18 protein-coding genes are annotated in these 23,075 nt (G+C 69.2%); 4 read left to right on the forward strand and 14 right to left on the reverse strand.

The window, feature by feature from the left end:
* Nucleotides 1-33: 33 nt before the first annotated feature.
* The 4 genes from ftsA to murB form a co-directional block, all read right to left on the reverse strand.
* Nucleotides 34-1,359 carry a cell division protein FtsA gene (gene ftsA, locus ABLE93_RS15395; RefSeq protein ID WP_348840722.1) on the reverse strand — a complete coding sequence of 442 codons (1,326 nt, stop codon included), beginning with the start codon at nt 1,357-1,359 and terminating at the stop codon, nt 34-36.
* Entirely contained in the window at nt 1,356-2,357 is a 1,002-nt protein-coding gene (locus ABLE93_RS15400; protein ID WP_348840723.1) for a cell division protein FtsQ/DivIB, read from the reverse strand. Before ABLE93_RS15400 ends, ftsA begins: the two co-directional genes overlap by 4 nt.
* Before the next feature lie 39 nt (nt 2,358-2,396).
* Entirely contained in the window at nt 2,397-3,317 is a 921-nt protein-coding gene (locus ABLE93_RS15405) for a D-alanine--D-alanine ligase (RefSeq protein WP_348840724.1), read from the reverse strand.
* A 109-nt stretch (nt 3,318-3,426) separates the two neighbouring features.
* Entirely contained in the window at nt 3,427-4,368 is a 942-nt protein-coding gene (gene murB, locus ABLE93_RS15410; protein ID WP_348840725.1) for a UDP-N-acetylmuramate dehydrogenase, read from the reverse strand.
* A gap of 171 nt (nt 4,369-4,539) precedes the next feature.
* Between murB and ABLE93_RS15415 the strand changes: the two genes are divergently transcribed.
* Nucleotides 4,540-5,202, forward strand: coding sequence for a sulfite oxidase-like oxidoreductase (locus ABLE93_RS15415; RefSeq protein ID WP_348840726.1), 663 nt, complete (start codon nt 4,540-4,542; stop codon nt 5,200-5,202).
* A 7-nt stretch (nt 5,203-5,209) separates the two neighbouring features.
* Here the strand turns inward: ABLE93_RS15415 and ABLE93_RS15420 are convergent, their stop codons facing one another.
* Nucleotides 5,210-6,130 carry a LysR family transcriptional regulator gene (locus ABLE93_RS15420; protein ID WP_348840727.1) on the reverse strand — a complete coding sequence of 307 codons (921 nt, stop codon included), beginning with the start codon at nt 6,128-6,130 and terminating at the stop codon, nt 5,210-5,212.
* A 145-nt stretch (nt 6,131-6,275) separates the two neighbouring features.
* Here ABLE93_RS15420 and ABLE93_RS15425 point away from each other — a divergent pair, with 145 nt between their 5' ends.
* The 3 genes from ABLE93_RS15425 (at nt 6,276) to ABLE93_RS15435 (ending at nt 11,864) form a co-directional block, all read left to right on the forward strand.
* Nucleotides 6,276-7,118 (forward strand): alpha/beta hydrolase, encoded by an 843-nt coding sequence (locus ABLE93_RS15425; protein ID WP_348840728.1) that lies wholly within the window; start codon nt 6,276-6,278, stop codon nt 7,116-7,118.
* A gap of 124 nt (nt 7,119-7,242) precedes the next feature.
* On the forward strand, nt 7,243-8,421 hold the full coding sequence (locus ABLE93_RS15430; RefSeq protein WP_510183037.1) for an efflux RND transporter periplasmic adaptor subunit: 1,179 nt from the start codon (nt 7,243-7,245) through the stop codon (nt 8,419-8,421).
* A gap of 224 nt (nt 8,422-8,645) precedes the next feature.
* On the forward strand, nt 8,646-11,864 hold the full coding sequence (locus tag ABLE93_RS15435; RefSeq protein WP_348840730.1) for an efflux RND transporter permease subunit: 3,219 nt from the start codon (nt 8,646-8,648) through the stop codon (nt 11,862-11,864).
* A gap of 171 nt (nt 11,865-12,035) precedes the next feature.
* On the opposite strand, the gene otnK is transcribed toward ABLE93_RS15435, so the two are convergent.
* The 9 genes from otnK to ABLE93_RS15480 form a co-directional block, all read right to left on the reverse strand.
* The gene (gene otnK, locus ABLE93_RS15440) at nt 12,036-13,322 is read right to left on the reverse strand and encodes a 3-oxo-tetronate kinase (RefSeq protein ID WP_348840731.1); all 1,287 of its coding nucleotides are present in this window, start codon (nt 13,320-13,322) and stop codon (nt 12,036-12,038) included.
* A 188-nt stretch (nt 13,323-13,510) separates the two neighbouring features.
* Nucleotides 13,511-14,203: a ribulose-phosphate 3-epimerase gene (gene rpe / locus ABLE93_RS15445; RefSeq protein ID WP_348840732.1), complete on the reverse strand. Its 693-nt coding sequence runs from the start codon at nt 14,201-14,203 to the stop codon at nt 13,511-13,513.
* A gap of 273 nt (nt 14,204-14,476) precedes the next feature.
* Entirely contained in the window at nt 14,477-15,541 is a 1,065-nt protein-coding gene (fba, locus tag ABLE93_RS15450; protein ID WP_348840733.1) for a class II fructose-bisphosphate aldolase, read from the reverse strand.
* 216 nt (nt 15,542-15,757) lie between these two features.
* Nucleotides 15,758-17,869, reverse strand: a complete 2,112-nt coding sequence (gene tkt, locus ABLE93_RS15455) for a transketolase (RefSeq protein ID WP_348840734.1) — start codon at nt 17,867-17,869, stop codon at nt 15,758-15,760.
* Between the two features lie 186 nt (nt 17,870-18,055).
* Nucleotides 18,056-18,931, reverse strand: coding sequence for a phosphoribulokinase (locus tag ABLE93_RS15460; protein WP_348840735.1), 876 nt, complete (start codon nt 18,929-18,931; stop codon nt 18,056-18,058).
* A 30-nt stretch (nt 18,932-18,961) separates the two neighbouring features.
* Nucleotides 18,962-20,041 carry a class 1 fructose-bisphosphatase gene (locus ABLE93_RS15465; RefSeq protein WP_348840736.1) on the reverse strand — a complete coding sequence of 360 codons (1,080 nt, stop codon included), beginning with the start codon at nt 20,039-20,041 and terminating at the stop codon, nt 18,962-18,964.
* Between the two features lie 120 nt (nt 20,042-20,161).
* Nucleotides 20,162-21,115, reverse strand: a complete 954-nt coding sequence (cbbX, locus tag ABLE93_RS15470; protein WP_348840737.1) for a CbbX protein — start codon at nt 21,113-21,115, stop codon at nt 20,162-20,164.
* A 63-nt stretch (nt 21,116-21,178) separates the two neighbouring features.
* Complete coding sequence (locus ABLE93_RS15475) at nt 21,179-21,580, reverse strand: ribulose bisphosphate carboxylase small subunit (RefSeq protein WP_348840738.1); 402 nt, start codon at nt 21,578-21,580, stop codon at nt 21,179-21,181.
* 11 nt (nt 21,581-21,591) lie between these two features.
* On the reverse strand, nt 21,592-23,058 hold the full coding sequence (locus ABLE93_RS15480; RefSeq protein ID WP_348840739.1) for a form I ribulose bisphosphate carboxylase large subunit: 1,467 nt from the start codon (nt 23,056-23,058) through the stop codon (nt 21,592-21,594).
* Nucleotides 23,059-23,075: the final 17 nt, after the last annotated feature.

Below are 23,075 nucleotides of genomic sequence, written 5' to 3' on the forward strand. Positions count from 1 at the left end.
CCTCTTTGTTACGACAGCTATCGTTAACCATGTCTAAAAGCTGTCCTTCAGCCAGCGGCCGACGCGACCGAAATATCCCGGTCCCTCACCCACGGCTGCCTGCCGCCGGCGCGGCTCGAAATGCTCGAGCCCGGCCACCTGCGGATAGACCAGAAGCCCGGCCGTCACCGCGAACGCGGCGCCGCGCGCCGCCTCCGGCAGGCGCGAGACACCGAGCGGCCGGCCGATTCGCACCTGTGGACCGATGAGCCGCGCCACGAGATCGGCGAGCCCCTGCAGTTGCGCCGCGCCGCCGGTGAGCACGATGCGCCGGCCGGCATCGCCGGCATGGCCGGAGGCCTTGAGGCGGTCGCGCACCAACTCGACAATTTCCTCCGCCCGCGGGCGGACGATGGTCACGAGGCGGGATTTCGGGACCATGTGCGGCTGGTCGCGCGAATCACCTGACAAGGGCGGCACGGTGAGCATGTCGTGGTCGTCCGAGGAGACCGCCACCACGGCGCCATGCAGCGCCTTCAGCCGCTCGGCATCGGAGAGGCGCGCCGGCAGGCCGCGGGCGACGTCGTTGGTGATGTGCTGGCCGCCCAGCGCCACGCCGTCCACATAGAGGCAGTGGCCGCCGGCGACGATGGAGAAGGTGGTGGTGCCGGCGCCCATGTCGATGAGGGTGACGCCGAGCTCCATCTCGTCGTCGGTGAGGGAGGACAGCGCCGCCGCATAGGGCGCCGCCACCATGGCCTCGATGGAGAGATGGCAGCGCTCGATGCAGAGCACGAGATTCTTCAGCGCTGTGAGATCTGCGGTGATGACGTGCATATCGGCGCCGAGCTCGCGCCCGAGCATGCCGCACGGCTCGCCGATGCCGCGCCGGCCGTCCAGCGAATAGCCCACGGGCAGCGCGTGCATCACGGCGCGACCGTCGCCGACCGCATAGGTGGAGGCGGCCTCCAGCACGCGGCGGATGTCGAACTCCTCCACCGCCGGGGCGGAGAGGCGCACCGCCGCCTCGTAATGCTGCGAGGCGAGCCGCCCGCCGGAGACGCCCACCACCACCGAGGCGATCTGCACGCCGGAGGCCCGCTCGGCCATGTCCACCGCCTGGCGGATGGCGAGCTCGGCCTTCGCCATGTCCACCACCGCGCCGCCCTTGATGCCGTGGGCGCGGGTGTGGCCTATCCCGAGCACGTCGATGGCGTGGGTGCGCCGTGTGAGCACGTCGGACGCGCCGCGCGGCTTGAGGCGAGCGATGGCGCACACCACCTTGCTGGTGCCGATATCGAGCACGCCCACGATGCCGCTCTTCTTCGGCGGCAGCGGACGCATCTTCGGCGCGAACCCCTGGGCGAGCCTCTGCCTCATGCGGGTCCTCCTTTCTTGGCCTTGGCGCGCGCCTTGAGCATCTCGGCCCGGGCGGCGGCGGCGGCGTCCGACTGGCGCACCACCACGCGATCGGGCAGGCGCAGGTCGATGATGGTGATGTCGCGGGTGAGAAGCTTCTTCTCGCGGTCGAGGTCCATGAGGGCGACGAGGGCCTCCTCCATGTTCTCCTCGGGCAGGCGCACGTCGATTCCGTTGCGCATCTTCAGCGTCCAGCGCCTTTCGGCGACGAGGATGGCGGCGCGCACCTGGTCGCGCAGCGCCGGCAGGCGGGCGAGCGCATCCACCACCGCGCCCACCTGCTTCTGCGCCCCCTCGCCCACCACGATAGGCAATTGCACGTAGCGCGGGTCGTCGGAATAGGGGGCGATGGGGATGCCGTCGCGGGCGATGACCTTGATCTCCCCGTTGACCTGCCACAGCGCGTAGGCCTCGCGCTCGGTGACCGCGATGTCGATGCGGTCGGGATAGAATTTGCGCACGCTGGCGCTGGCGATCCAGGGCAGCGCCTCGAGGCGTGCGCGCATGTCGTCGGCGTTCAGGAAGAGGATGGAGGTGGACGACTTGATGCCGGCCGTCTCCAGGATCTCGCGGGGCGTGACGTGATTGTGCCCGGCGACGTTGACTTCCTTCACCTTGAAGCCGGCGATGTTGCCCGCCGCGTCGGCGATATCGAGCACGATGCCCTTGGCTTCCTCCACATGGCCGCCCACCGCGACGCCATAGGCCGAAAAGCCGCCGATCACCGCGACGGTGAGGAGGCTGGCGCTGCGCCGGCCGAGGCGGGACGTGGACATGCGCACCGAAAGGCGGCGCAACAGCAGCGCGAGGCGGCTCGCCGGACGCGGCTCGATGGCAAGGCGCTTGTGCCGGCCGGGCGGCGGGTGCGCCGCCCCCTTGACCGGGGGCCGGCGCCGCGGGTGCAGCGGCGGGCCGGAGCGCGGCCGGCTGGTGAGGAACGGCGGCGTATCAACGGGCATGCGGGTCCACCCGGTGGCTCCACAGGATCGCCTTGCGCTTCAGCGCTCCAGCGATGCGTCCTCCACCATCCATGTCACAAGCTCGCCGAATGAGATGCCCACGTGGGCGGCCAGTTCGGGCACCAGCGAGGTTTCCGTCATGCCGGGCTGGGTGTTGACCTCGAGGCAGACGAGGCCCGAGGCATCGCCCTTCGAGGGATCGAAGCGGAAGTCGCTTCGCGACACCCCCCGGCATCCGAGAGCTCGGTGTGCCGTGAGACTTAACATCTGCACCCGTTGGTAAATTTCAGGTAAAATCCGAGCCGGAAGGATGTGTCGCGAACCACCCGGTGCATACTTGCTTTCGTAATCGTAAAACTTCTGCGTGGACTCGATTTCAATGACATCGAGCACCTTGTCGCCCATCACGGCGCAGGTCAGCTCGAGCCCGGGGATGAATTCTTCCACAAGAAGATTTTCGCCCAGCGTCCAATCCTCGCGGGTCAATTCCTGCGGCGGGTACTCCTGGTCCTCGCGGACGATGAAGACGCCGACGCTGGAGCCGCCGGTGTTGGGCTTCAGCACGTAGGGCCGCGCCATGGCGTGCGTGCGGGCCGCCTCGGCGCGGGCGACGAGCCGCCCCTCCGCCACCGGCACTCCGGCTGCGGCGAGCGTGATGCGGGCCTGTGCCTTGTCCATAGCCAGCGCCGAGGCCAGCACGCCCGAGTGGCTGTAGGGGATGCGCAGGATTTCGAGGATGCCCTGGATGGTGCCGTCCTCCCCCGGGGCGCCGTGGAGCACGTTGAACACCACGTCAGGCTTGAGCTTCGCCAGCACCTCGGCGACGTCGCGCGCCACGTCCACCCGCGTCACCTGATAGCCCGCACCCTCCAGGGCGGCGGCGCAGGCGGCGCCGGAGCGCAGGGAGACCTCGCGCTCGGAGGACCAGCCGCCCATCAGCACCGCCACATGTTTCGCCATCAGCCCATTCCCGTTCGTTGCGCCGCCGGCACGCGTCGGCGATAGCGCTCAAGAGAGCACCTTTGCGCCAGCACCATGGCGCCGCGTCGATTTCCGTTTTGCTAACGCTTCAGCCTGCGGCGAGCGGCAGACCGATGCGCTTGATCTCCCACTCCAGCTCCACGCCGGACTGCGCCTTGACGCGGCGGCGCACCTCCTCGCCCAGACCCTCGATCTCCGCCGCCGTGGCGCCGCCGAGGTTGATGAGGAAATTGGTGTGCAGCTCGGAGACCTGTGCGCGCCCGATGGTGAGGCCGCGGCAGCCGGCGGCGTCCACCAGCTTCCAGGCGCTGGTGCCGGGCGGGTTCTTGAAGGTGGAGCCGCCGGTGCGGCTCTTGATGGGCTGGGTTGCCTCCCGGCTCTCGGTGATCTTGGCCATCTCCGCCGCGATGGCGGCCGGATCGCCGGGGCGGCCCTCGAAGGTGGCGCGGGTGAAGATCACGTCGTCGGGCACGGCGCAATGGCGATAGGTGAAGCTCATCTGCGCATTGTCGTAACGCACCTTCGCGCCGGCGCGGGTGACGCCCTCCGCCTCCACCAGGATGTCCTTCGTCTCGCCGCCGTAGGCACCGCCGTTCATGCGCAGCACGCCGCCCACGGCGCCGGGAATGCCGCGCAGGAAGGCGAAGCCGGCAAGCCCGGCATCGGCGGCGGCGCGGGCCACCTTCACGTCCGGGACCCCGGCGCCGGCTGTAATACGGCTGCCCTCGACGCTCACATCGGTGAAGCCGCGGCCGAGGCGCACGACGAGGCCGGGCACCCCGCCGTCGCGCACGATGAGGTTGGAGCCGAGGCCGATCACCGTCACCGGCAGGTCGGCCGGGATGCGTCCAAGCACATAAGCGAGGTCGTCGGCATCGGCGGGCGCCAGTAGCAGCTGGGCCGGGCCGCCGACGCGGAACCAGGTGAGCTCCGCCAGAGGAGCGTTGGCGCTCAGCGTACCGCGCAGCTCGGGCAGGCGCGGGGCGAGCTCCGCCGTCAGATCCGCAAACCCCGCTGCCGTCTGCGCCACGCCGAAATCTCCTGAAAGCCGCCTTCGGGCGAGCCCTCTCCCACACCGCAGCCGCGAGGGCAAGCGCGCGGGCCGAGGTGGGGGTAGGACGGCGAACGTTTCGCGGGCGGCGCCGGCGTGGCATCATGGGCGCTCCTTCCGCCTGGAACCGCCCCGCCAGGAGTTGCCGCCATGAGCGAAGACGCCGTACCCCCCGACACCAAGCTCACCACCACGAAGCAGCGCTGGGCCGAGGAAGGCCGCTTCCTCACCGGCCGCATCTCCCGTCCGGACTCAGAACGCCTGCCGCCGGGCCAGCATCTGGTGCGCGACTGGCCGGTGCTGGACCTCGGCCTCCAGCCGGTGGTGACGCGCGAGGCCTTCCGGCTCGACATTTCCGGCGCAGTGGAGCACGCCGTCTCGCTCGACTGGGCGGCTTTCACCGCGCTGCCCCAGAGCCGCAACGTGAGCGACATCCACTGCGTGACCACGTGGTCACGCTATGACAACACGTGGGAGGGCGTGCTCACCCGCGACCTCATGGAGCTGGTGCGCCCTGCGCCCCATGCGGCGGCGGTGATGCTGCACAGCTACGACGGCTACACCACCAACCTGCCCCTCGCCGATTTCGCCGTGGAGGACGCGCTGCTGGCCCATTCGTGGGAGGGGGCGCCCCTGACCCAGGAGCACGGCGCGCCGGTGCGCCTCGTGGTGCCTCACCTGTATTTCTGGAAGAGCGCCAAGTGGCTGAAGGGCATCGAGTTCATCGCCCGCGACAAGGCCGGCTTCTGGGAGGAGCGCGGCTATCACATGCGCGGCGACCCGTGGGCCGAGCAGCGCTACTCGGACGACTGATCCCCGCTCAGGCCGCCTGCCGGCGCGACAGCTCGGAGCGGGCGAACAGGTCCGCCACCCAGTCGACGAAGACGCGCAGGCGGTTGGTGAGGTGTCGGCTCGGCGGGTAGACGACATGGATGGGCATCTCGCCGCCGTCCCACTCCTGCAGCACGCGCACGAGGGCGCCGGAGCGCAGGTGCTCCTCCACCTGGAACAGCGGCGCCATCACCACCCCGAGCCCCGCCAGCGCGGCCGCCACATAGGCGTTGCCATCGTTGGTGGCGACGCGGTAGCGGCCGGTCAGTTCCACGGTCTCGTTGCCGCGGTTGAAATCGAACGGATAGTAGCGGCCGCTCTGGGAGCTGAAATAGCGCACCATCACGTGGTCGTCGTCGAAATCCTGCGGATGGGACGGCGCGCCGTTGCGAGCGATGTAGTCGGGCGCCGCGACGGTGGCGAAGCGCAGCACACCGATGCGCCGCGCCACGAGATTGGGATCCTGGATCTCGCCGACCCGGATGACGCAGTCCACGTTCTCGCTCAGCAGGTCCACCGGCCGGTCGGTGCAGCCGACGTCGATGCTGATGTCGGGAAACCGGGCGAAGAAGTCGGGCAGCGCCGGAATCAGCAGGCGCGTCGCCAGCGAGGGCGAAATGTCGATGCGAAGCCGCCCGCGGGGCGCCGCCTGGGCGGAGGAGAGCGAGCCGTCCAGTTCGTCGATGTCGTGCAGAATGGCGAGGGCGCGCTCATAATAAGCGGCGCCGTCGGGCGTCACCGTCACCCGGCGGGTAGTGCGGTTGAACAGACGGGTGCGCAGATGCGCCTCAAGCGTCTGCACATGCTTGGTCAAGGTGGCCTTGGGCATTCCCATAAGGTCCGCCGAGCGGGTGAAGCTGCCGGTCTCCACCACGCGCACGAATGCCCGCATCGCAGCAAGCTGATCCATGATCACGACCTCATCGGCATCTAATAGACGCGATTATTCCCATATGTGAACAATGTTGTCACTGAAAGGGTGTTTATCCGCATCTAGCGCGCCAATATGGTTCTTGCACTGCACAAGCCCGTGACAGAAGCGAGAGACCCGACCGATGACCCCGACGTGGCGCGACATTTCCATCGAGACGGAGGCTGGCCAGATGCCCGCCCGCCTCTATGGCACGCGCCCGGCGCGAGGTTCTGTGCCCCTGGTCCTCCACCTGCACGGCGGCGCCTTCACCGGCGGCACGCTGGAATGCGGAGCCTATATCGCCGGGCTCATCGCCTCCGCCGGGGCGGTGGTGGCCTCGGTGGACTACCCGCTGGCCAGCGACCATCCCTTTCCGTTCGCCTTGACCGCTGGCTTCGCGGCGCTCGGCGCCCTCTACCGCCAGCGTGCCGAATTCGCCGGGCGCACCGCGCCCCTCTATGTGGCCGGGGAGGAATCGGGTGGCAACCTCGCTGCCGGCCTCGCCATGATGGCGCGTGACCAGCAATCGCCTCCCCTCGCCGGCCAGATCCTCGTTTCGCCCATGCTCGACCCGAGCCTCGCGACCGCTTCCATCCGGCGTGCCGACGCCGGCAGCAGCGGATGCAAGTGGGCGGACGGCTGGCAGACCTATCTCGGCTCCCCGGAAAAGGCCGGCCATCCCTACGCCGCTCCCCTCGCCTCCTGCCGCCTGAAGGCGCTGCCCCCGGCGCTGGTGGTGAGCGCCGAGGACTGCCCCATGTGCGACGAAAGCCAGCGCTACGCCGCGGTTCTGGAGGAAGCGGGCGTCGACACCCGCCTCCACTTGCTCGAAGGCCCGACCCACTGGCCAGACAGCATTTCCTGTCCCGAGCCGAAGCCCGCCGCCTGGGGCGCCACCATGCGCGACCTGTTCGCCCGCTTCTTCGAATCCACGCGTCCCGGGAAACGCGCGAGTCGGCCCAAGGCCGGCGCGCCCGTCCTTTGAACGCCACCTGTTGAACCTTTCAAGGATTGCCCCGATGACCGCCCTCGACGCAACGCCCCCCACCCCCGACGCGCCCCGCCCCGCCGACAAGACCGCCGCGCGCAAGTCCCGCCTGCGCGAAGGGATGCTCATCAGCGCCTTCGCGGTGCTCGCGGTGTTCGGCATCCTCTACGGCCTGCCGCGCGAGGGCGACGCCCATGCGGAGAAGCCGGCGGCGGCTGCCGCCCCGCCCGCGGTGCCGGTCTCCGTCGCAACCATCGAGCAGCGCGACGCGCGCCTGTTCGACACCTTCTCCGGCCGCCTCGAGGCGGTGGAGCGGGTGGAGGTGCGCTCCCGCGTCGCCGGCGCCATCAAGGCGGTGCATTTCCGCGAAGGCGCCCTGGTGAAGCAGGGTGAGCTCCTGGTCTCCATCGACCCCGAGCCCTACGAGGCCGAGGTCTCCGAGACCGAGGCGCAGGTCGCGGCGGCACAGGCGCGGCTCGACCTCGCCCGCAGCGAGCTGGAGCGCGGCGAGAAGCTTTTCACCACCAAGACCCTGTCCCAGAGCACCCTCGACGAGCGCCTGAACGGCCAGCGCGCCGCCGAGGCCGCGCTGCGCTCGGCCCAGGCGAAGCTCGCCTCCGCCAAGCTGAACCTTTCCTACACCCGGGTGCGTGCGCCGGTCTCCGGCCGGGTGGGCAAGTCCGAGATCACGGTGGGCAACCTCGTCGCGGCCGGTCCCGGCGCGCCGGTGCTCACCACCCTGGTCTCGGTGGATCCCATCTACGCCAGCTTCAGCGCCGACGAGGCGACTGTTGGCCGCGCGCTCGCCGGGCTCGGCGCCGGCGGCGACGTGGCCGACCGGCTGGACCGCATTCCCGTTTTGATGACCACCACCGCCGGCACCCAGCCGCTGGAGGGCGTGATGCAGCTGGTGGACAATCAGGTGGATCCCCGCACCGGCACGGTGCGGGTGCGCGCCCGCTTCGCCAATCCCGACGGGCGGCTTCTGCCCGGCCAGTTCGTCCGCCTGGAGATGGGCCAGCCGAGCACCGAGCCGGCGCTCCTCGTGAGCGAGCGGGCGGTGGGCACCGACCAGGACAAGAAGTTCGTGTTCGTGGTGGACGCCGCCAACAAGGCGGTGTGGCGCGAGGTGACCCTCGGCGCTCCGGTGGAAGGCCTGCGCGTGGTGACGAGCGGGCTGAAGGCCGGCGAGCGCGTCGTGGTCAACGGCCTCCACCGTGTGCGGCCCGGCGCCGAAGTGACCCCTGAGCCGGTGCCCATGCGGGTGACGGCGGCCGCGGTGCCCACCGCGGCAAACTGAGCTTTCCCGCTTCCCCCGTCGGCTTCGGCCGCGCGGGGGCCGGGTGAGGGTCACGTCGGGCGCTGCGCCCCCGGCGTGCGGCGTGGCCCTCACCTCCCGATCTGCCCGCGCCTGCCGCGCTGTGTGCGGCGGGCGTGGCTTCGCGCTGGTGCCGGCGCTGTTCCCGGCGCGTGTGTTCGCATGTCCCCAAGTCCGCTCAACCCACGCGACGTGGGGAGGATGCCATGAACCTGTCCCGTTTCTTCATCGATCGCCCGATCTTCGCGGGCGTCCTGTCCGTGATGATCTTCCTCGCCGGCCTCATCGCCATGCGGGCCATGCCCATCTCGGAATATCCCGAGGTGGTGCCGCCGCAGGTGGTGGTGCGCGCGACCTATCCGGGCGCCAATCCCAAGGTCATCGCCGAAACCGTCTCCACTCCGCTGGAGGAGGCCATCAACGGCGTCGAGGACATGCTCTACATGTCCAGCCAGGCCACCACCGACGGCCTGATGACCCTGACCGTGACCTTCCGCCTCGGCACCGATCCTGACCGGGCGCAGCAGCTGGTGCAGAACCGCATCTCCCAGGCCGAGCCGCGCCTGCCGGAAGAGGTGCGGCGCCTCGGCGTGACCACAGTGAAGTCCTCGCCCGACCTCACCATGGTGGTGCACCTCATCTCGCCCAACAACCGCTACGACACGACCTATCTGCGCAACTACGCGGTGCTGAACGTGAAGGACCGCCTCGCCCGCATCGAGGGCGTAGGGCAGGTGCAGCTGTTCGGCGCCGGCGACTATTCCATGCGCATCTGGCTCGACCCGCAGAAGGTGGCCGAGCATGGGCTGTCCGCCGCCGACGTGGTGCGCGAGATCCGCGCCCAGAACGTGCAGGCGGCGGCCGGCGTGGTGGGCGCCTCGCCCGCCGCCCAGGGCCTCGACCTGCAGCTCTCCATCAATGCCCAGGGCCGTCTCGCCAACGAGGAGGAGTTCGGCAACATCGTCGTGAAGAACGGCACCGGCGGCGAGATCGTGCTCTTGAAGGACATCGCCCGCATCGAGCTCGGCGCGTCCGAATACGCCCTGCGCTCGCTGCTCAACAACACCCAGGCGGTGGCGGTGCCGATCTTCCAGGCGCCCGGCTCCAACGCCATCCGCATCGCCGACGACACCCGCCGGGTGATGGAGGAGATCAAGCAGAACATGCCGGAGGGCGTGGACTATTCCATCGTCTACGACACCACCCAGTTCGTGCGCGCCTCCATCGACGCCGTGGTCCACACCCTGCTGGAAGCCGTCGCCCTGGTGGTGCTGGTGGTGATCGTCTTCCTGCAGACCTGGCGGGCCTCCATCATTCCGCTGCTGGCGGTGCCGGTGTCCATCGTCGGCACGTTCGCGGTGATGCACGTCTTCGGCTTCTCCATCAACGCGCTCACCCTGTTCGGCCTGGTGCTCGCCATCGGCATCGTGGTGGATGACGCCATCGTGGTGGTGGAGAACGTCGAGCGCAACATCGAGAACGGGCTCTCCCCCCGCGAGGCCACCTACCGGGCCATGCAGGAGGTCTCGGGCCCGATCATCGCCATCGCCCTGGTGCTGATCGCGGTGTTCGTGCCGCTCGCCTTCATCACTGGTCTGACGGGACAGTTCTACAAGCAGTTCGCCCTCACCATCGCCATCTCGACGGTGATCTCGGCGGTCAACTCGCTCACCCTGTCGCCGGCCCTCGCGGCGCTCCTCCTCAAGGGCCATGATGCGCCCAAGGACCGTCTCACCCGCATCATGGACCGCCTGTTCGGCTGGTTCTTCCGCGGCTTCAACAAGGCCTTCGCGAAGAGCTCCGACGCCTATGGCGGGGTGGTCCGCCGCGTCATCGGCCACAAGGTGCTGATGGTGGGCGTCTATCTCGTGCTCGTGGCGATGACCGTGGTGCTGTTCCGCGCCGTGCCGCCCGGCTTCGTGCCGGGGCAGGACAAGCAGTATCTCGTGGGCTTCGCCCAGCTGCCCGACGGCGCCACCCTCGACCGCACAGAGGAGGTCATCCGCAAGATGAGCGACGTGGCCCTGAAGGAGCCCGGCGTTGCCTCCGCCATCGCCTTCCCGGGGCTTTCCATCAACGGCTTCACCAATTCGTCCAACTCCGGCATCGTCTTCGTCGGCCTGGACGAGTTCGAGGCCCGCCGCGACCCGTCCCTGAACGGCAACGCCATCGCCATGAAGCTGAACGGCAAGTTCGCCGCCATTCCCGACGCCATGATCGCCATGTTCCCGCCCCCGCCGGTGCAGGGCCTCGGCACCATCGGCGGCTTCAAGTTCCAGATCGAGGACCGCGCCGGCCTCGGCTACGAAGCGCTGGACCAGGCCACCAAGGCCTTCCTCGGGGCGGCGCGGCAGGCGCCGGAGCTCGCCGGCCTGTTCTCCTCCTATCAGGTCAACGTGCCCCAGCTCTTCGCCGACATCGACCGGGTGAAGGCACGCCAGCTCAACGTCGCCGTCACCGACGTGTTCGAGACCATGCAGATCTATCTCGGCTCGTCCTATGTGAATGACTTCAACAAGTTCGGCCGTACCTACACGGTCCGCGTCCAGGCCGACGCCCCGTTCCGGGCGCGGGCGGAGGACGTGGGGACGCTGAAGGTGCGCTCGCAGACCGGCGAGATGATCCCCCTCTCGGCGCTGCTCAAGGTGCGCTCGGCCGCGGGGCCGGAGCGGGCCATGCGCTACAACGGCTTCCTCTCGGCCGACGTGAACGGCGGCGCCGCGCCCGGCTTCTCCTCGGGCGAGGCGCAGGCGGCGGTGGAGCGCATCGCCGCCCAGACCCTGCCCAAGGGCTTCTCCTTCGAATGGACGGAGCTGACCTATCAGGACATCCTTGCCGGCAATTCTGCGGTGTGGGTGTTCCCGCTGGCCATCTTCCTCGTCTTCCTGGTCCTGGCCGCGCAGTATGAAAGCCTCATGCTGCCGCTCGCCATCATCATGATCGTGCCGACGGGGCTGCTCGCGGCCATGACCGGCGTGTGGCTCGCGGGCGGGGACAACAACGTCTTCACCCAGATCGGCCTTGTGGTTCTCGTGGGCCTCTCGGCGAAGAACGCCATCCTCATCGTGGAGTTCGCTCGCGAGCTGGAATTCGCCGGACGCACCCCCGTGCAGGCCGCCATGGAGGCGAGCCGGCTGCGGCTGCGGCCCATCCTGATGACGTCGCTCGCCTTCATCATGGGCGTGGTGCCGCTCGTCACCTCCATCGGCGCCGGCGCGGAAATGCGCCAGGCCATGGGCACGGCGGTGTTCGCCGGCATGATCGGCGTCACCTTCTTCGGCATCTTCCTGACGCCGGTGTTCTACGTGATGCTGCGGGCGCTGTCGGGCAACCGGCCGCTCACCCAGCACGGGCACGCCACCCTCACCGACACCCCGCCGGCGCCCCACGCACCTGCGCCGCACGCCCTGCAGCCAGGGGAATAAGGAGCCACCCTCCCGCCCCGGACGCATGCAGCGTCAGCGCAATGCGAGCCGGGGCCCAGCGCAAGTGTCACCGGAGGCGGCTAAATCCGGGGTTCGTCGGATCGCCGGCTTCGCCGCGCTTTCTCAGCCCCCCGGATCAGCGCTCCAGCTCTGCTGTCGCTTGTCCGGGACTCAGTGGCCCATCATCTTGAGGGCTTTCGCAAAGAAGTCCGGCCCGCCGAAATTGCCGGACTTCAGCGCCAGCACCATGGGCTCGCCGGCCTGCCCCTCGGTGCGCAGCAGCGGGACGCCGGGGGCGATCTCGGGTCCCACCAGGAAGGCCGGGATTTTCAGCCGGTCGACGCTCGCCCCCGAGGTCTCGCCGCCGGCGAGGACCAGGCGGCGCACCCCGGCGGCCACCAGCCCCTCGGAAATGGCGGCCGTGCCGTGCTCCACGGCGAGCCCCGCCGCGGTGCGGCCAAAGCGGGCCTGGACCTCGGCGACCTTGTCGGGGGTGTCGCTCGCCGCGATCAGCACCGGCCCGTCCTGAAGCCGCGCCCGCGCCCAGCCGAGGGCGGCGCCGACCTCCTCCACCGGATGGGTGACGAGCCGCTCCGCCGAAAGGCGCAGCACCGGCATTGCCGCCTCGGCGACGGCGATCTGCTCCAGCGTCGCGGCCGAACAGCTGCCGGCCACGACGGCGGCGGATCCGCCGATTCCGGCGGCGATGGTGGCGCCGTCGCCCGCCTGCCGCAGCACCCGCCCCTCGCCCACCAGCGCCCGCGCGAGGCCGAGACCAAGGCCGGACGCGCCGGTGGAGAGCGGCAGCGCCGCCGCCGCCGTGCCGACCGCCTCCAGATCCGGATCGAACACCCCATCGACGATGGCGGCGATGCACCCCTCCTGCTCCAGCTGCGCCAGCCTGGCGGAGACGGCCGCGGCGCCCCGGGCCACGTCCTTCAACGGCACGAGACCCACCTTGCCGACGCTCTGGCGGGCGAGGACCCGCTTCAGGTCCGAATCGGTCATGGGATTAAGCGGGTGGTCCTTCAGCGGGCTTTCGTTCAGCGGAACGGTGCCCACGAAGAGGTGGCCCATGTAGACGGTGCGCCCTGTCTCCGGGAAGGCCGGCGTCACCGGAACGATGCCGGCGCCGGTGGCCCTGCGCAGGGCATCAGTAACGGGACCGATGTTTCCGGCATCGGTGGAATCGAAGGTGGAGCACACCTTGAACAGGATGTGCGACGCGCCGCGCGCCTTGAGCCACTGGTGGGCAGCGAGAACCAGCGCCACGGCTTCGTCCGCCGGGATGGAGCGGCTCTTCAGCGAGACCACGACGGCGTCGGTGTCGGGCAGATGCAGGCCATCGTCCGGGACGCCGATGGTCTGCACGGTGCGGACGCCCTCCTTGCTCAGCGTGTTCGCGAGGTCGGAGGCGCCGGTATAATCGTCGGCAATCACGCCGAGGGTGAGGGGCATCGCGGTCTGGTCCTTGGGCGTCTTGGTCTTGAGGGCGAACCCTAATCGTTTTGATTAGAGCCCCGGCCAGCGCCGAAGGAAAGGGTGGTGTCGGAGGAACGGATGGGGAAGGTCCTGCCCGCACCGATTCGGTCCCGGTGCGTTCGCCTTGCGTGCGGAGGCCGTCCCGAAACGGGACGCCGTTGCCCTCAGGCCGCCGCGGCGGTGCCGGTTGCGGCGGCGATCTCGTGCTTCATGGCGGCGATGGTGGCGGCATAGTCCTTGGCGCCATAGATGGCGCTGCCGGCAACGAAGGTGTCCGCCCCCGCGGCCGCGATGGCACCGATATTGTCCACCTTCACCCCGCCGTCGATCTCCAGCCGGATGTCGCGGCCGGATGCGTCGATGCGCTCGCGGATGGCCTTCAGCTTGTCGAGGGCCGAGGGGATGAAGGCCTGCCCGCCGAAGCCGGGGTTCACCGACATGACCAGCACCAAGTCGAGGGCGTCCAGCGTGTAGTCCAGCACCGAAAGGGGAGTGGCGGGGTTCAACACGAGGCCCGCCTTCACGCCCTTCGACCGGATGAGCTGGAGCGAGCGGTCCACATGCTCGGAGGCTTCCGGATGGAAGGAGATGAGGTCGGCGCCGGCGCTGGCGAAGGCCTCGATCATGCCGTCCACCGGCTTCACCATGAGATGCACGTCCACGAACGCCTTGGTCGCCTTGCGCAGGGACTGGAGGATCAGCGGGCCGATGGTGAGGTTGGGGACGTAATGGTTGTCCATCACGTCGAAATGGATCCACTCCGCGCCGCCCTCCAGCACCGCATCCACCTCGGCGCCGAGCCGGGCGAAATCCGCCGAGAGGATGGACGGGGCGATGATGGGATGGGCGCGGGCCATGGGTGTCTCTCCTCAGCGTCTGGATAGGCGGCGCACGGTTCGGTGCCCCGGCCGACTGGAGCGTCAGCGGAAGGAGAGCCGGGGCCCAGCGCAAGACTGCGCCGAAGGCGGCTGCCTTCATGACCGTCTCGGGAAGAGCCTGCTGCGCAGGATCATTCCCTGGACCCCGGATCGGCGCGCCAGCTGCGCTGTCGCGTGTCCGGGGAACGCGGCGGCCGCGACCGCCTCAGGCATTCCTATAGTCACCGCGCCGCGTCGGCGCCAGCCGTGCGCTCAATGCACCACCTGGGCGAGCTCGCCGCAGGCGTAGCGCCTGGCCATGTCGTCCAGCTCCACGGGGCGGATCTTCTCCGCCTTGCCGGCGGAGCCGAAGGCCTCGAAGCGGGAGATGCAGACCTTCTTGGCCTCGTCCATGGCGGCGGCCATGAACTTGCGCGGGTCGAACTCGGACTTGTTCTTCGCACCGACGCGGCGGATGGCGGCGGTCATGGCGAGGCGGATGTCGGTGTCGATATTCACCTTGCGCACGCCGTAGCGGATGCCCTCCTGGATCTCCTCCACCGGCACGCCATAGGTCTCCTTGATGTCGCCGCCATAGGTGCGGATTTCCTCCAACAGCTCCTGCGGCACAGAGGATGAGCCGTGCATTACCAGATGGGTGGTGGGGATGCGCTGGTGGATGGCCTTGATGCGGTCGATGGCGAGAATGTCGCCGGTGGGCTTGCGGGTGAACTTGTAGGCGCCGTGGGAGGTGCCGATGGCGATGGCCAGTGCATCGCACTGGGTGGCTTTCACGAATTCGGCGGCCTCATCGGGGTCGGTCAGGAGGCGGGAGTGGTCGAGGGCCTCCTGGGCGCCGTGGCCGTCCTCGGCTTCGCCCTTGCCGGTCTCCAGCGAGCCGAGGCAGCCCAGCTCGCCTTCCACGGAGACACCCACCGCATGGGCCAGCTCCACCACCTTGGCGGTGACGGAGGCGTTGTAGTCGTAGTCCGCCGGGGTCTTGCCGTCTTCCTTGAGCGAGCCGTCCATCATCACCGAGGAGAAGCCGGACTTGATGGCGCCCATGCAGACGGCGGGGGAGGCGCCATGGTCCTGGTGCATCACCACCGGGATTTCGGGATAGGCCTCCACGGCGGCGGCGATGAGATGGCGCAGGAAGGGCTCGCCGGCATATTTGCGCGCGCCGGCCGAGCCCTGGAGGATGACGGGCGAGGACGTGGCGCGGGCTGCGTCCATGATCGCCTTCACCTGCTCCATGTTGTTCACGTTGAAGGCCGGCAGTCCGTAGGAATGCTCGGCCGCATGGTCGAGCAGCTGGCGCATGGAAACGAGGGCCATTGTCCTCTCCTTCTGTTCAATCCTTGATGGTTCCCCGGCCCAGCGACGGCGTCAGCCGGAGTGCCGAGCCGGGGTCCAGCGCAAAACGTCTGCGCAGCAGTCAGGACCCGGGGACGTCTGTTTCGGATGCCGCGCTCGGCGTACCTGTGCGCTGGGTCCCGGCTCTCCTTCCGCTGCGCGTCCGCTCCGTTGCAGTCGGCCGGGACGCGAGACGTCTCACCCCACCGCGCGGCGCACGGCGTCGGCCACGGCCTCGGCGGTGAAGCCGAAGAGCGGCCAAAGATCCTTTTCCGGCGCGGATTCGCCGAAGCGGTCGATGCCGATGGCGGTGATGGCGTCGGCGCGCGTGCCGGAGAGGCCGCGCCAGCCGCGGGTCACGCCCGCCTCCACCGCCACCACGGGCACACCCTTGGGAAACAGGGTGGCACGCTCGGTTTCGGTCAGCGCCTCGAAGCGCTCGCGGCAGGGCATGGAGACGATGCGGGTAGGGATGCCCGCCGTGTCGAGCAGGTCCGCCGCCGCCACCGCCAGCTTCACCTCGGAGCCGGTCGCTACCAGCACCGCGCGGGCGAGCCCCTCGCTCTCGCGCAGCACATAGGCGCCGGCCTCGATGGCGTCGAGCTGCGCGGCGTCGCGCGGCCAGCAGGGCAGGTTCTGCCGCGACAGGATGAGCGCGCTCGGCCCGTCGGTGCGGGTCAGGGCGGCGTGCCAGGCGGCCAGAGTCTCGACCGTGTCGGCGGGGCGCCACACATCGAGGTTCGGGATGAGGCGCAGGCTCTCCACATGCTCCACCGGCTGATGGGTGGGGCCATCCTCGCCGAGGCCGATGGAATCGTGGGTGAGGATGTAGATCACCCGCTGGCCCATGAGCGCGCTCATGCGCATGGCGTTGCGGGCATAGTCCGAGAACACCAGGAAGGTGGCGACGAAGGGGATGAAGCCGCCGTGCAGCGCGATGCCGTTGGCAATCGCCGACATGCCGAACTCGCGCACGCCGTAGAAGATCTGGTTGCCGGCCGGATCGCGGGTGATCGGCACCGCGCCGGGGAAGGTGGTGAGGTTGGAGTGCGCGAGGTCCGCCGAGCCGCCGAGGAATTCCGGCACCGCCGGGGCGAGGGCCGCGAGGGCCTGCTGGCTGGCCTTGCGGGTGGCCACCGTCTCGGCTTTTTCGACGGTCGCCTTCAGGGCCGCCGCATAGGTCGGCGCGAAGGTTGCGGAGAGGTCGCCTTTGAGGCGGCGGCGGAATTCGGCCGCCTCTTGCGGATAGGCGCGGGCATAGGCCTCCATGCGCGCCTCCCAGGCGGACTGGCGGGCAGCGCCGGCCTTGCGGGCGTCCCACAAAGCGTAGATGTCGTCCGGCACCTCGAAGGGCGCGTGGTCCCAGCCCATGGCGGCGCGGGTGCGGGCGATCTCCTCGGCGCCCAGCGGCGCGCCGTGGGTGTCCTGGTGGCCTTCCTTGGTGGGCGCGCCGCGGCCGATGGTGGTCTTGCAGCAGATGAGCGTCGGCTTGCCGGTCTCGGCGAGGGCCGCCTCCATGGCGTCGCGCAGCATGGCCGGGTCGTGGCCGTCCACGTCCCGGATCACCTGCCAGCCATAGGCGGCGAAGCGCGCCGGCGTGTCGTCCGGGAACCACTCCTCCACCCTGCCGTCGATGGAGATGCCGTTGTCGTCATAGAAGGCGACGAGCTTGCCGAGGCCGAGGCGCCCCGCCAGCGAGCAGGCCTCGTGGCTCACGCCCTCCATCAGGCAGCCGTCGCCGAGGAAGACGAAGGTGCGGTGATCGACGATGGCGAGGCCCGGCCGGTTGAACTGGGCGGCCAGGGTCTTCTCGGCGATGGCCATGCCCACCGCATTGGCGAGGCCCTGGCCGAGGGGGCCGGTGGTGGTTTCCACCCCCGGCGTCATCCCGAGCTCGGGATGGCCCGGCGTCCGCGAATGCAGCTGGCGGAAGCGCTTCAGCTCGGCGATGGGCAGATCGTAGCCGGTGAGGTGCAGCAGCGCGTAGATCAGCATGGAGCCGTGTCCGTTGGACAGCACGAAGCGGTCGCGGTCCGGCCATGCGGGATCGGCGGGATTGTGCCGCAGGTGCTCGCGCCACAGCACGGCGGCGATCTCCGCCATGCCCATGGGCGCGCCGGGATGGCCCGACTTCGCCTGCTCCACGCCGTCCATGGCGAGGGCGCGCAGCGCCGCCGTCACCGGCCAGCCGAGGGCGCCCGGGGAGCGGTCGAGGTTGGCGGCCGGCACCGGCAGGGGCTTGGCAGAGCCGACCGGCGCCGTGCCGGAATAGGCGGTGCTGGCATGGGCGGCGCTCGCTTGAGCAGTCATGGCGCGTGTCCTTCCATCGGCCCGGCAGGCGTACCGTCGGCCGGGTTTCCATCCGGGAGACGGGGGGAGGGCGGCAGCCACGCGTCCAAGGGCTTCCAGGACGTGCCACCCTCCCCCCTCGCCCTCCCCCCGGCGCGGGGGAGGGAAGCTCGGCGCCCGCCGGCGCCTCGTGTCTGCCGCGCGGGCTCAGCCGGCGCGGCGCTTCCTGTCCATCAGCTTCATGATCAGCGGGGTCAGCAGGAGCTGCATGGCAAGGTCCTGCTTGTTGCCCGGGATGACGATGGAATTCGCCCGCGACATGAAGGAGTTGTGGATCATCGACAGGAGATAGGGAAAATCGATGCCGTGCGGGTCGCGGAAGCGGATCACGACCATGGATTCGTCTGGCGTCGGGATCCAGCGGGCGATGAACGGGTTGGAAGTGTCCACCGTCGGCACGCGCTGGAAGTTGATGTCGGTCTCGGTGAATTGCGGGCAGATGTAGCGCACGTAATCGGGCATCCGCCGCAGGATGGTGTCAGTGACATCTTCGGTGGAATAGCCGCGGGTGGACTTGTCGCGATGGATCTTCTGGATCCACTCCAGATTGATCACCGGCACCACGCCGATCTTCAGGTCGGCATGCTGTGCGAGGTTGAGGTCGCCGGTGACCACGGCCCCGTGCAGCCCCTCGTAGAACAGAAGGTCCGTGCCGCCCTCCAGATCTTCCCAGCCTGTGAAGCGGCCGGGCTCGGTGCCGTAGGCCTTGGCCTCCTCGGCATCGTGGACATAGTGGCGGAACCGTCCCGTTCCGGTGGCGCCATAGTCCTTGAACAGCTGGCCCAGTTCGCCGAGGAGATTGGTCTCGGGCGAGAAATGGCTGAAATGCTTGTTGCCGTTGGCGGCCTCAACGGCCATCAGCTCCCGCATCTCGTAGCGGTCGTAGCGATGGAAGGCGTCGCCTTCCACATAGGCGGCCTTCACCCCCTCGCGGCGGAAGATCTGGTCAAAGGTGCGCTTGACGGAGGTCGTGCCGGCCCCCGACGAACCGGTGACGACGATGATGGGATGCTTGATGGACATTTGAGTTCCGGATCCGCAGGGCGCGAAGGATCAGATGAACAGGCCGCGGCGGGCGAACAGCGGCGAGCGCTCGCCGTGGCCGGCCTGCTCCAGGTGATAGCGCGCGACGCGTGCGACCTCGTCGCGCGAGCCGAACACGAAGGGCACGCGCTGGTGCAGGCCCGAGGCGGACAGGTCGAGGATGGGGGCGCGCCCGTCGCTGGCGCCTCCCCTGGCCTGCTCCATCATGAAGGCCACCGGGAAGGCCTCGTAGAGCAGCCGCAGGCGGCCGGCTGAATAGCCCTTGCGGCCGTCGCCGGGATAAAGATACACGCCGCCGCGCTGGAAGATGCGGTGGGCGTCGGCCACCATCGAGGCCACCCAGCGCATGTTGAAGTCGCGCTCGCGCGGCCCCTTCCGGCCGGCGAGGCAATCGTCCACATAGGCCCGCACCGGCTCGTCCCAGTGGTTGTAGTTGGACATGTTGATGGCGAATTCCGCCGTGTCCTCCCTCACCCGCACGTCGGCATTCACCAGGCGGAAGGTGCCGCCACGGTCGAGGGCGAAGTGCCAGGTGCCCGCGCCCACGGTGAGCATCAGCGCGGTGTGCGGGCCATAGAGCACGTAGCCCCCCGCCAGCATCTCCCGCCCGTTCTGCAGGAAGGCCTCGACGCTTGCGGCATCGGCCCCCTCGCGTCGGGGGAAGAGCGCGAAGATGGTGCCGACCGAAAGGCAGGTGTCGATGTTGGACGAGCCGTCCAGCGGATCGATGGCCACGAGCAGCGGCGCGTCCGCATCGAGCAGCACCGGCGCGTCGTTCTCCTCCGACGCGACGGCCGCGACCGGGGCGTTGCGCAAGGCGGAGATGACCAGGTCGTTGGCCATCACGTCCAGCGCCTTCTGCCCCTCCCCCGCCTCGCCCGAGGACAGGGTGCGCCCGAGGTCGCCGGCAAGCGGCCCCTCGGCGATGGCGGCGGCCAACGCCACGCAGCCGGCGGCGAGGGCGGTCACCGTCGCGGCGACGTCGCGTCGGCGGGCATCGGCACCGACCCATTCGTCGAGGGCACAGGCGAGGGTGATGCCGGCGCCGGCGGCAGGCGCGGCGGGATGATCGGCGTTCGGCTCCAGCATGGCAGTCTCCCTGAGGGCTCCTCCGCGCGTCCCGTTGTTCGGGCCGTCATCGGTCTTGTTCTTCGGTCGTCTTGACTTGGTCCTGGGTCGTCGTGCCTTCGCAGGTCCTACGGGCCCGGCTCAGCCGGGACGGGATGGGGCTTTCGGGGCGTCGATGCCGCCGGCGAACACCCGGCTGGCGCGCACGTCGCCCTCGGTGATGGTGGCGAGGGCCGCGCGGTCGGCGAGGCCGCCCTCCTCGAACAGCCGCAGCGACTGGCGCAGCCGCATGCGGTCGAAGGCGTTGCGGATGGACCGGGCGTTGGCGAAATTCGGCTGCGCCCGGCGCTTGGCCACATATTCCACCAGTGCCGCTTCCGCCCCGGGCGCGAAGGCGTAGTCCGCCGCCTGCGCCATGGTGCGGGCGATCTCCACCAGCTCGACGTCCTCGTAGTCGGGGAAGTCGATGTGGTGGGCGATGCGCGAGCGGAAGCCTGGATTGCTCTCGAAGAAGCGGTCCATGCGGTCCTTGTAGCCGGCGAGGATCACGACCAGATCGTCGCGCTGGTTTTCCATCACCTGCAATAGGATCTCGATGGCTTCCTGACCGTAATCCCGCTCGTTCTCGGGCCGGTACAGATAATAAGCCTCGTCTATGAACAGGACGCCGCCCATGGCCTTCTTAAGAATCTCTTTGGTCTTCGGTGCCGTGTGTCCGATATATTGACCCACAAGATCGTCCCGCGTCACCGAGACAAGATGACCCCGCCTCACATAGCCGAGGCGATGGAGGATCTGCGCCATCTTGAGCGCGACGGTGGTCTTGCCGGTGCCGGGATTACCGGTGAATGCCATGTGCAGCGTGGGGGCGCCGGAGGTGAGGCCGAGCCGCTCGCGGGCGCGGCCGATGACGAGATGGGCGGCGATCTCGCGGATGCGCCGCTTCACCGGCTTCAGCCCGATGAGGCCCTCGTCCAGCTCGGCGAGAAATGCAGGAACCTCGCTCTCGGTAAAGAGAGCGCCGAGGTCGAGCCTGCCCGCGGCGGCCTCTGCCGGCAACGCGGCGGACGGTGCGGAAAAGGCTGCGTTGAGCATGCTCGAACCTCGGCGTTGAGTGGCGCGGTGGGAACGTCCGCGCTGGTGAAGCTCGGTGTCGGGTCAGCCGGCGGAGTACTGCCGGTGGTGCAGGCCGTAGCGCTGGGTACGTCCGGGGCCTTCGGTGCGCTCCAGGCGGAAGCCGTCTTCCTGCGCGGGCCGCTGGACGATGAAGGAGAGGCGCACCGTCTCCCATCCGCGGACGGAGTCGAAGGCGTTGACCCGCACGTATTGGCCGGGGTTTGCGGAGCGGCAGGCCTCGACCTCGCCATAGACGCCGGCGGCGTCGCGCAGGTCGAACATGGGCGGGCCCCACATTTCCCAGAAGGTGTTTCGCGGGTGCGGATCGTCGGTGTGCTCCACCGAGACCGCCCAGCCCTGATCGAGGGCGTACTGGATCTGGGCCTTCACCTGCGCCGGCGTGAGGTCGGGCAGGAAGGAGAAGGTGCCTTGGGTGATGCGCATCTGTCCTCTCCTCAGGCGACGGAGGCGGTGGGGACGAAGTCGGAGGTGTCGGTGGAGGCGTAGTTGAAGGTCACCTCGCCCCAGGTATCGAGCGCCGCGCGCAGCGGACGGCACCATTTGGCTGCCTCGATGAGAATTTCCGGGCCCTCGTTCCGGATGTCCCGGCCCTCGTTGCGGGCGAGGATCATGGCTTCCAGCGCGACGCGGTTGGCGGTGGCGCCGGTCTGGATGCCGTCGGGATGGCCGATCGTGCCGCCGCCGAACTGCAGCACCACGTCCTCGCCGAACAGGTCGATGAGCTGGTGCATCTGGCCGGCATGGATGCCGCCCGAGGCGACCGGCATCACCTTGCGCAGGCCCGCCCAGTCCTGGTCGAAGAACAGGCCGCGGGTGTAGTCGGTCTGCGTCACCATCTCGCGGCAGACGTTGTAATAGCCCTGCACGGTCATGGGGTCGCCTTCCAGCTTGCCCACCGCGGTGCCGGTGTGGAGATGGTCCACGCCGGCGAGGCGCAGCCACTTGGCGATCACCCGGAAGGAGATGCCGTGGCCCTTCTGCCGCGTGTAGGTGCCATGGCCGGCGCGGTGCATGTGCAGCACCATGTCGTTCTCGCGGCACCAGTTGGAGATGGACTGGATGGCGGTCCAGCCGATGATGAGGTCCACCATCACGATGCAAGAGCCCAGTTCCTTGGCGAACTCGGCGCGGCGGTACATCTCCTCCATGGTCCCGGCGGTGATGTTCAGATAGTGCCCCTTCACCTCGCCGGTCTCGGCCTGGGCCTTGTTGACCGCCTCCATGCAGTAGAGGAAGCGGTCGCGCCAGTGCATGAAGGGTTGGGAATTGATGTTCTCGTCGTCCTTGACGAAGTCGAGGCCGCCCTTCAGCGCCTCATAGACCACGCGGCCGTAGTTCTTGCCGGAGAGACCGAGCTTCGGCTTGGTCGTAGCGCCCAGCAGCGGGCGGCCGAACTTGTCGAGGCGCTCGCGCTCCACCACGATGCCGGTGGGCGGGCCGCGGAAGGTCTTCACATAGGCCACCGGCAGGCGCATGTCCTCCAGCCGGCACGCCTTCAGCGGCTTGAACGAGAAGACGTTGCCGATGATCGAGGCGGTGAGGTTGGCGATGGAGCCTTCCTCGAACAGCGCGAGGTCGTAGGCGACCCAGCAGAAATACTGCCCCACCTGCCCCGGCACCGGCTCCACCTTGTAGGCTTTGGCGCGGTAGAGGTCTGCGGCGGTCAGGCGGTCGGTCCACACCACGGTCCAGGTGGCGGTGGAGCTTTCGCCGGCCACGGCAGCGGCGGCCTCGACGGGGTCCACGCCGTCCTGCGGGGTGACGCGGAAGAGGGCCAGGACGTCGGTGTCCTTCGGCTCGTAGTCGCCGTCCCAATAGCCCATCTGGGCGTATTTGAGCACGCCGGCGGCGTATCTCTTCTTGGCGTCCTTGATCTGCCCGATGGCGGCGTCGGCACCCATGATGGCGGCCCTCCTGT

This window comes from Xanthobacter pollutisoli, assembly GCF_040044995.1.
Classification (GTDB): domain Bacteria; phylum Pseudomonadota; class Alphaproteobacteria; order Rhizobiales; family Xanthobacteraceae; genus Xanthobacter.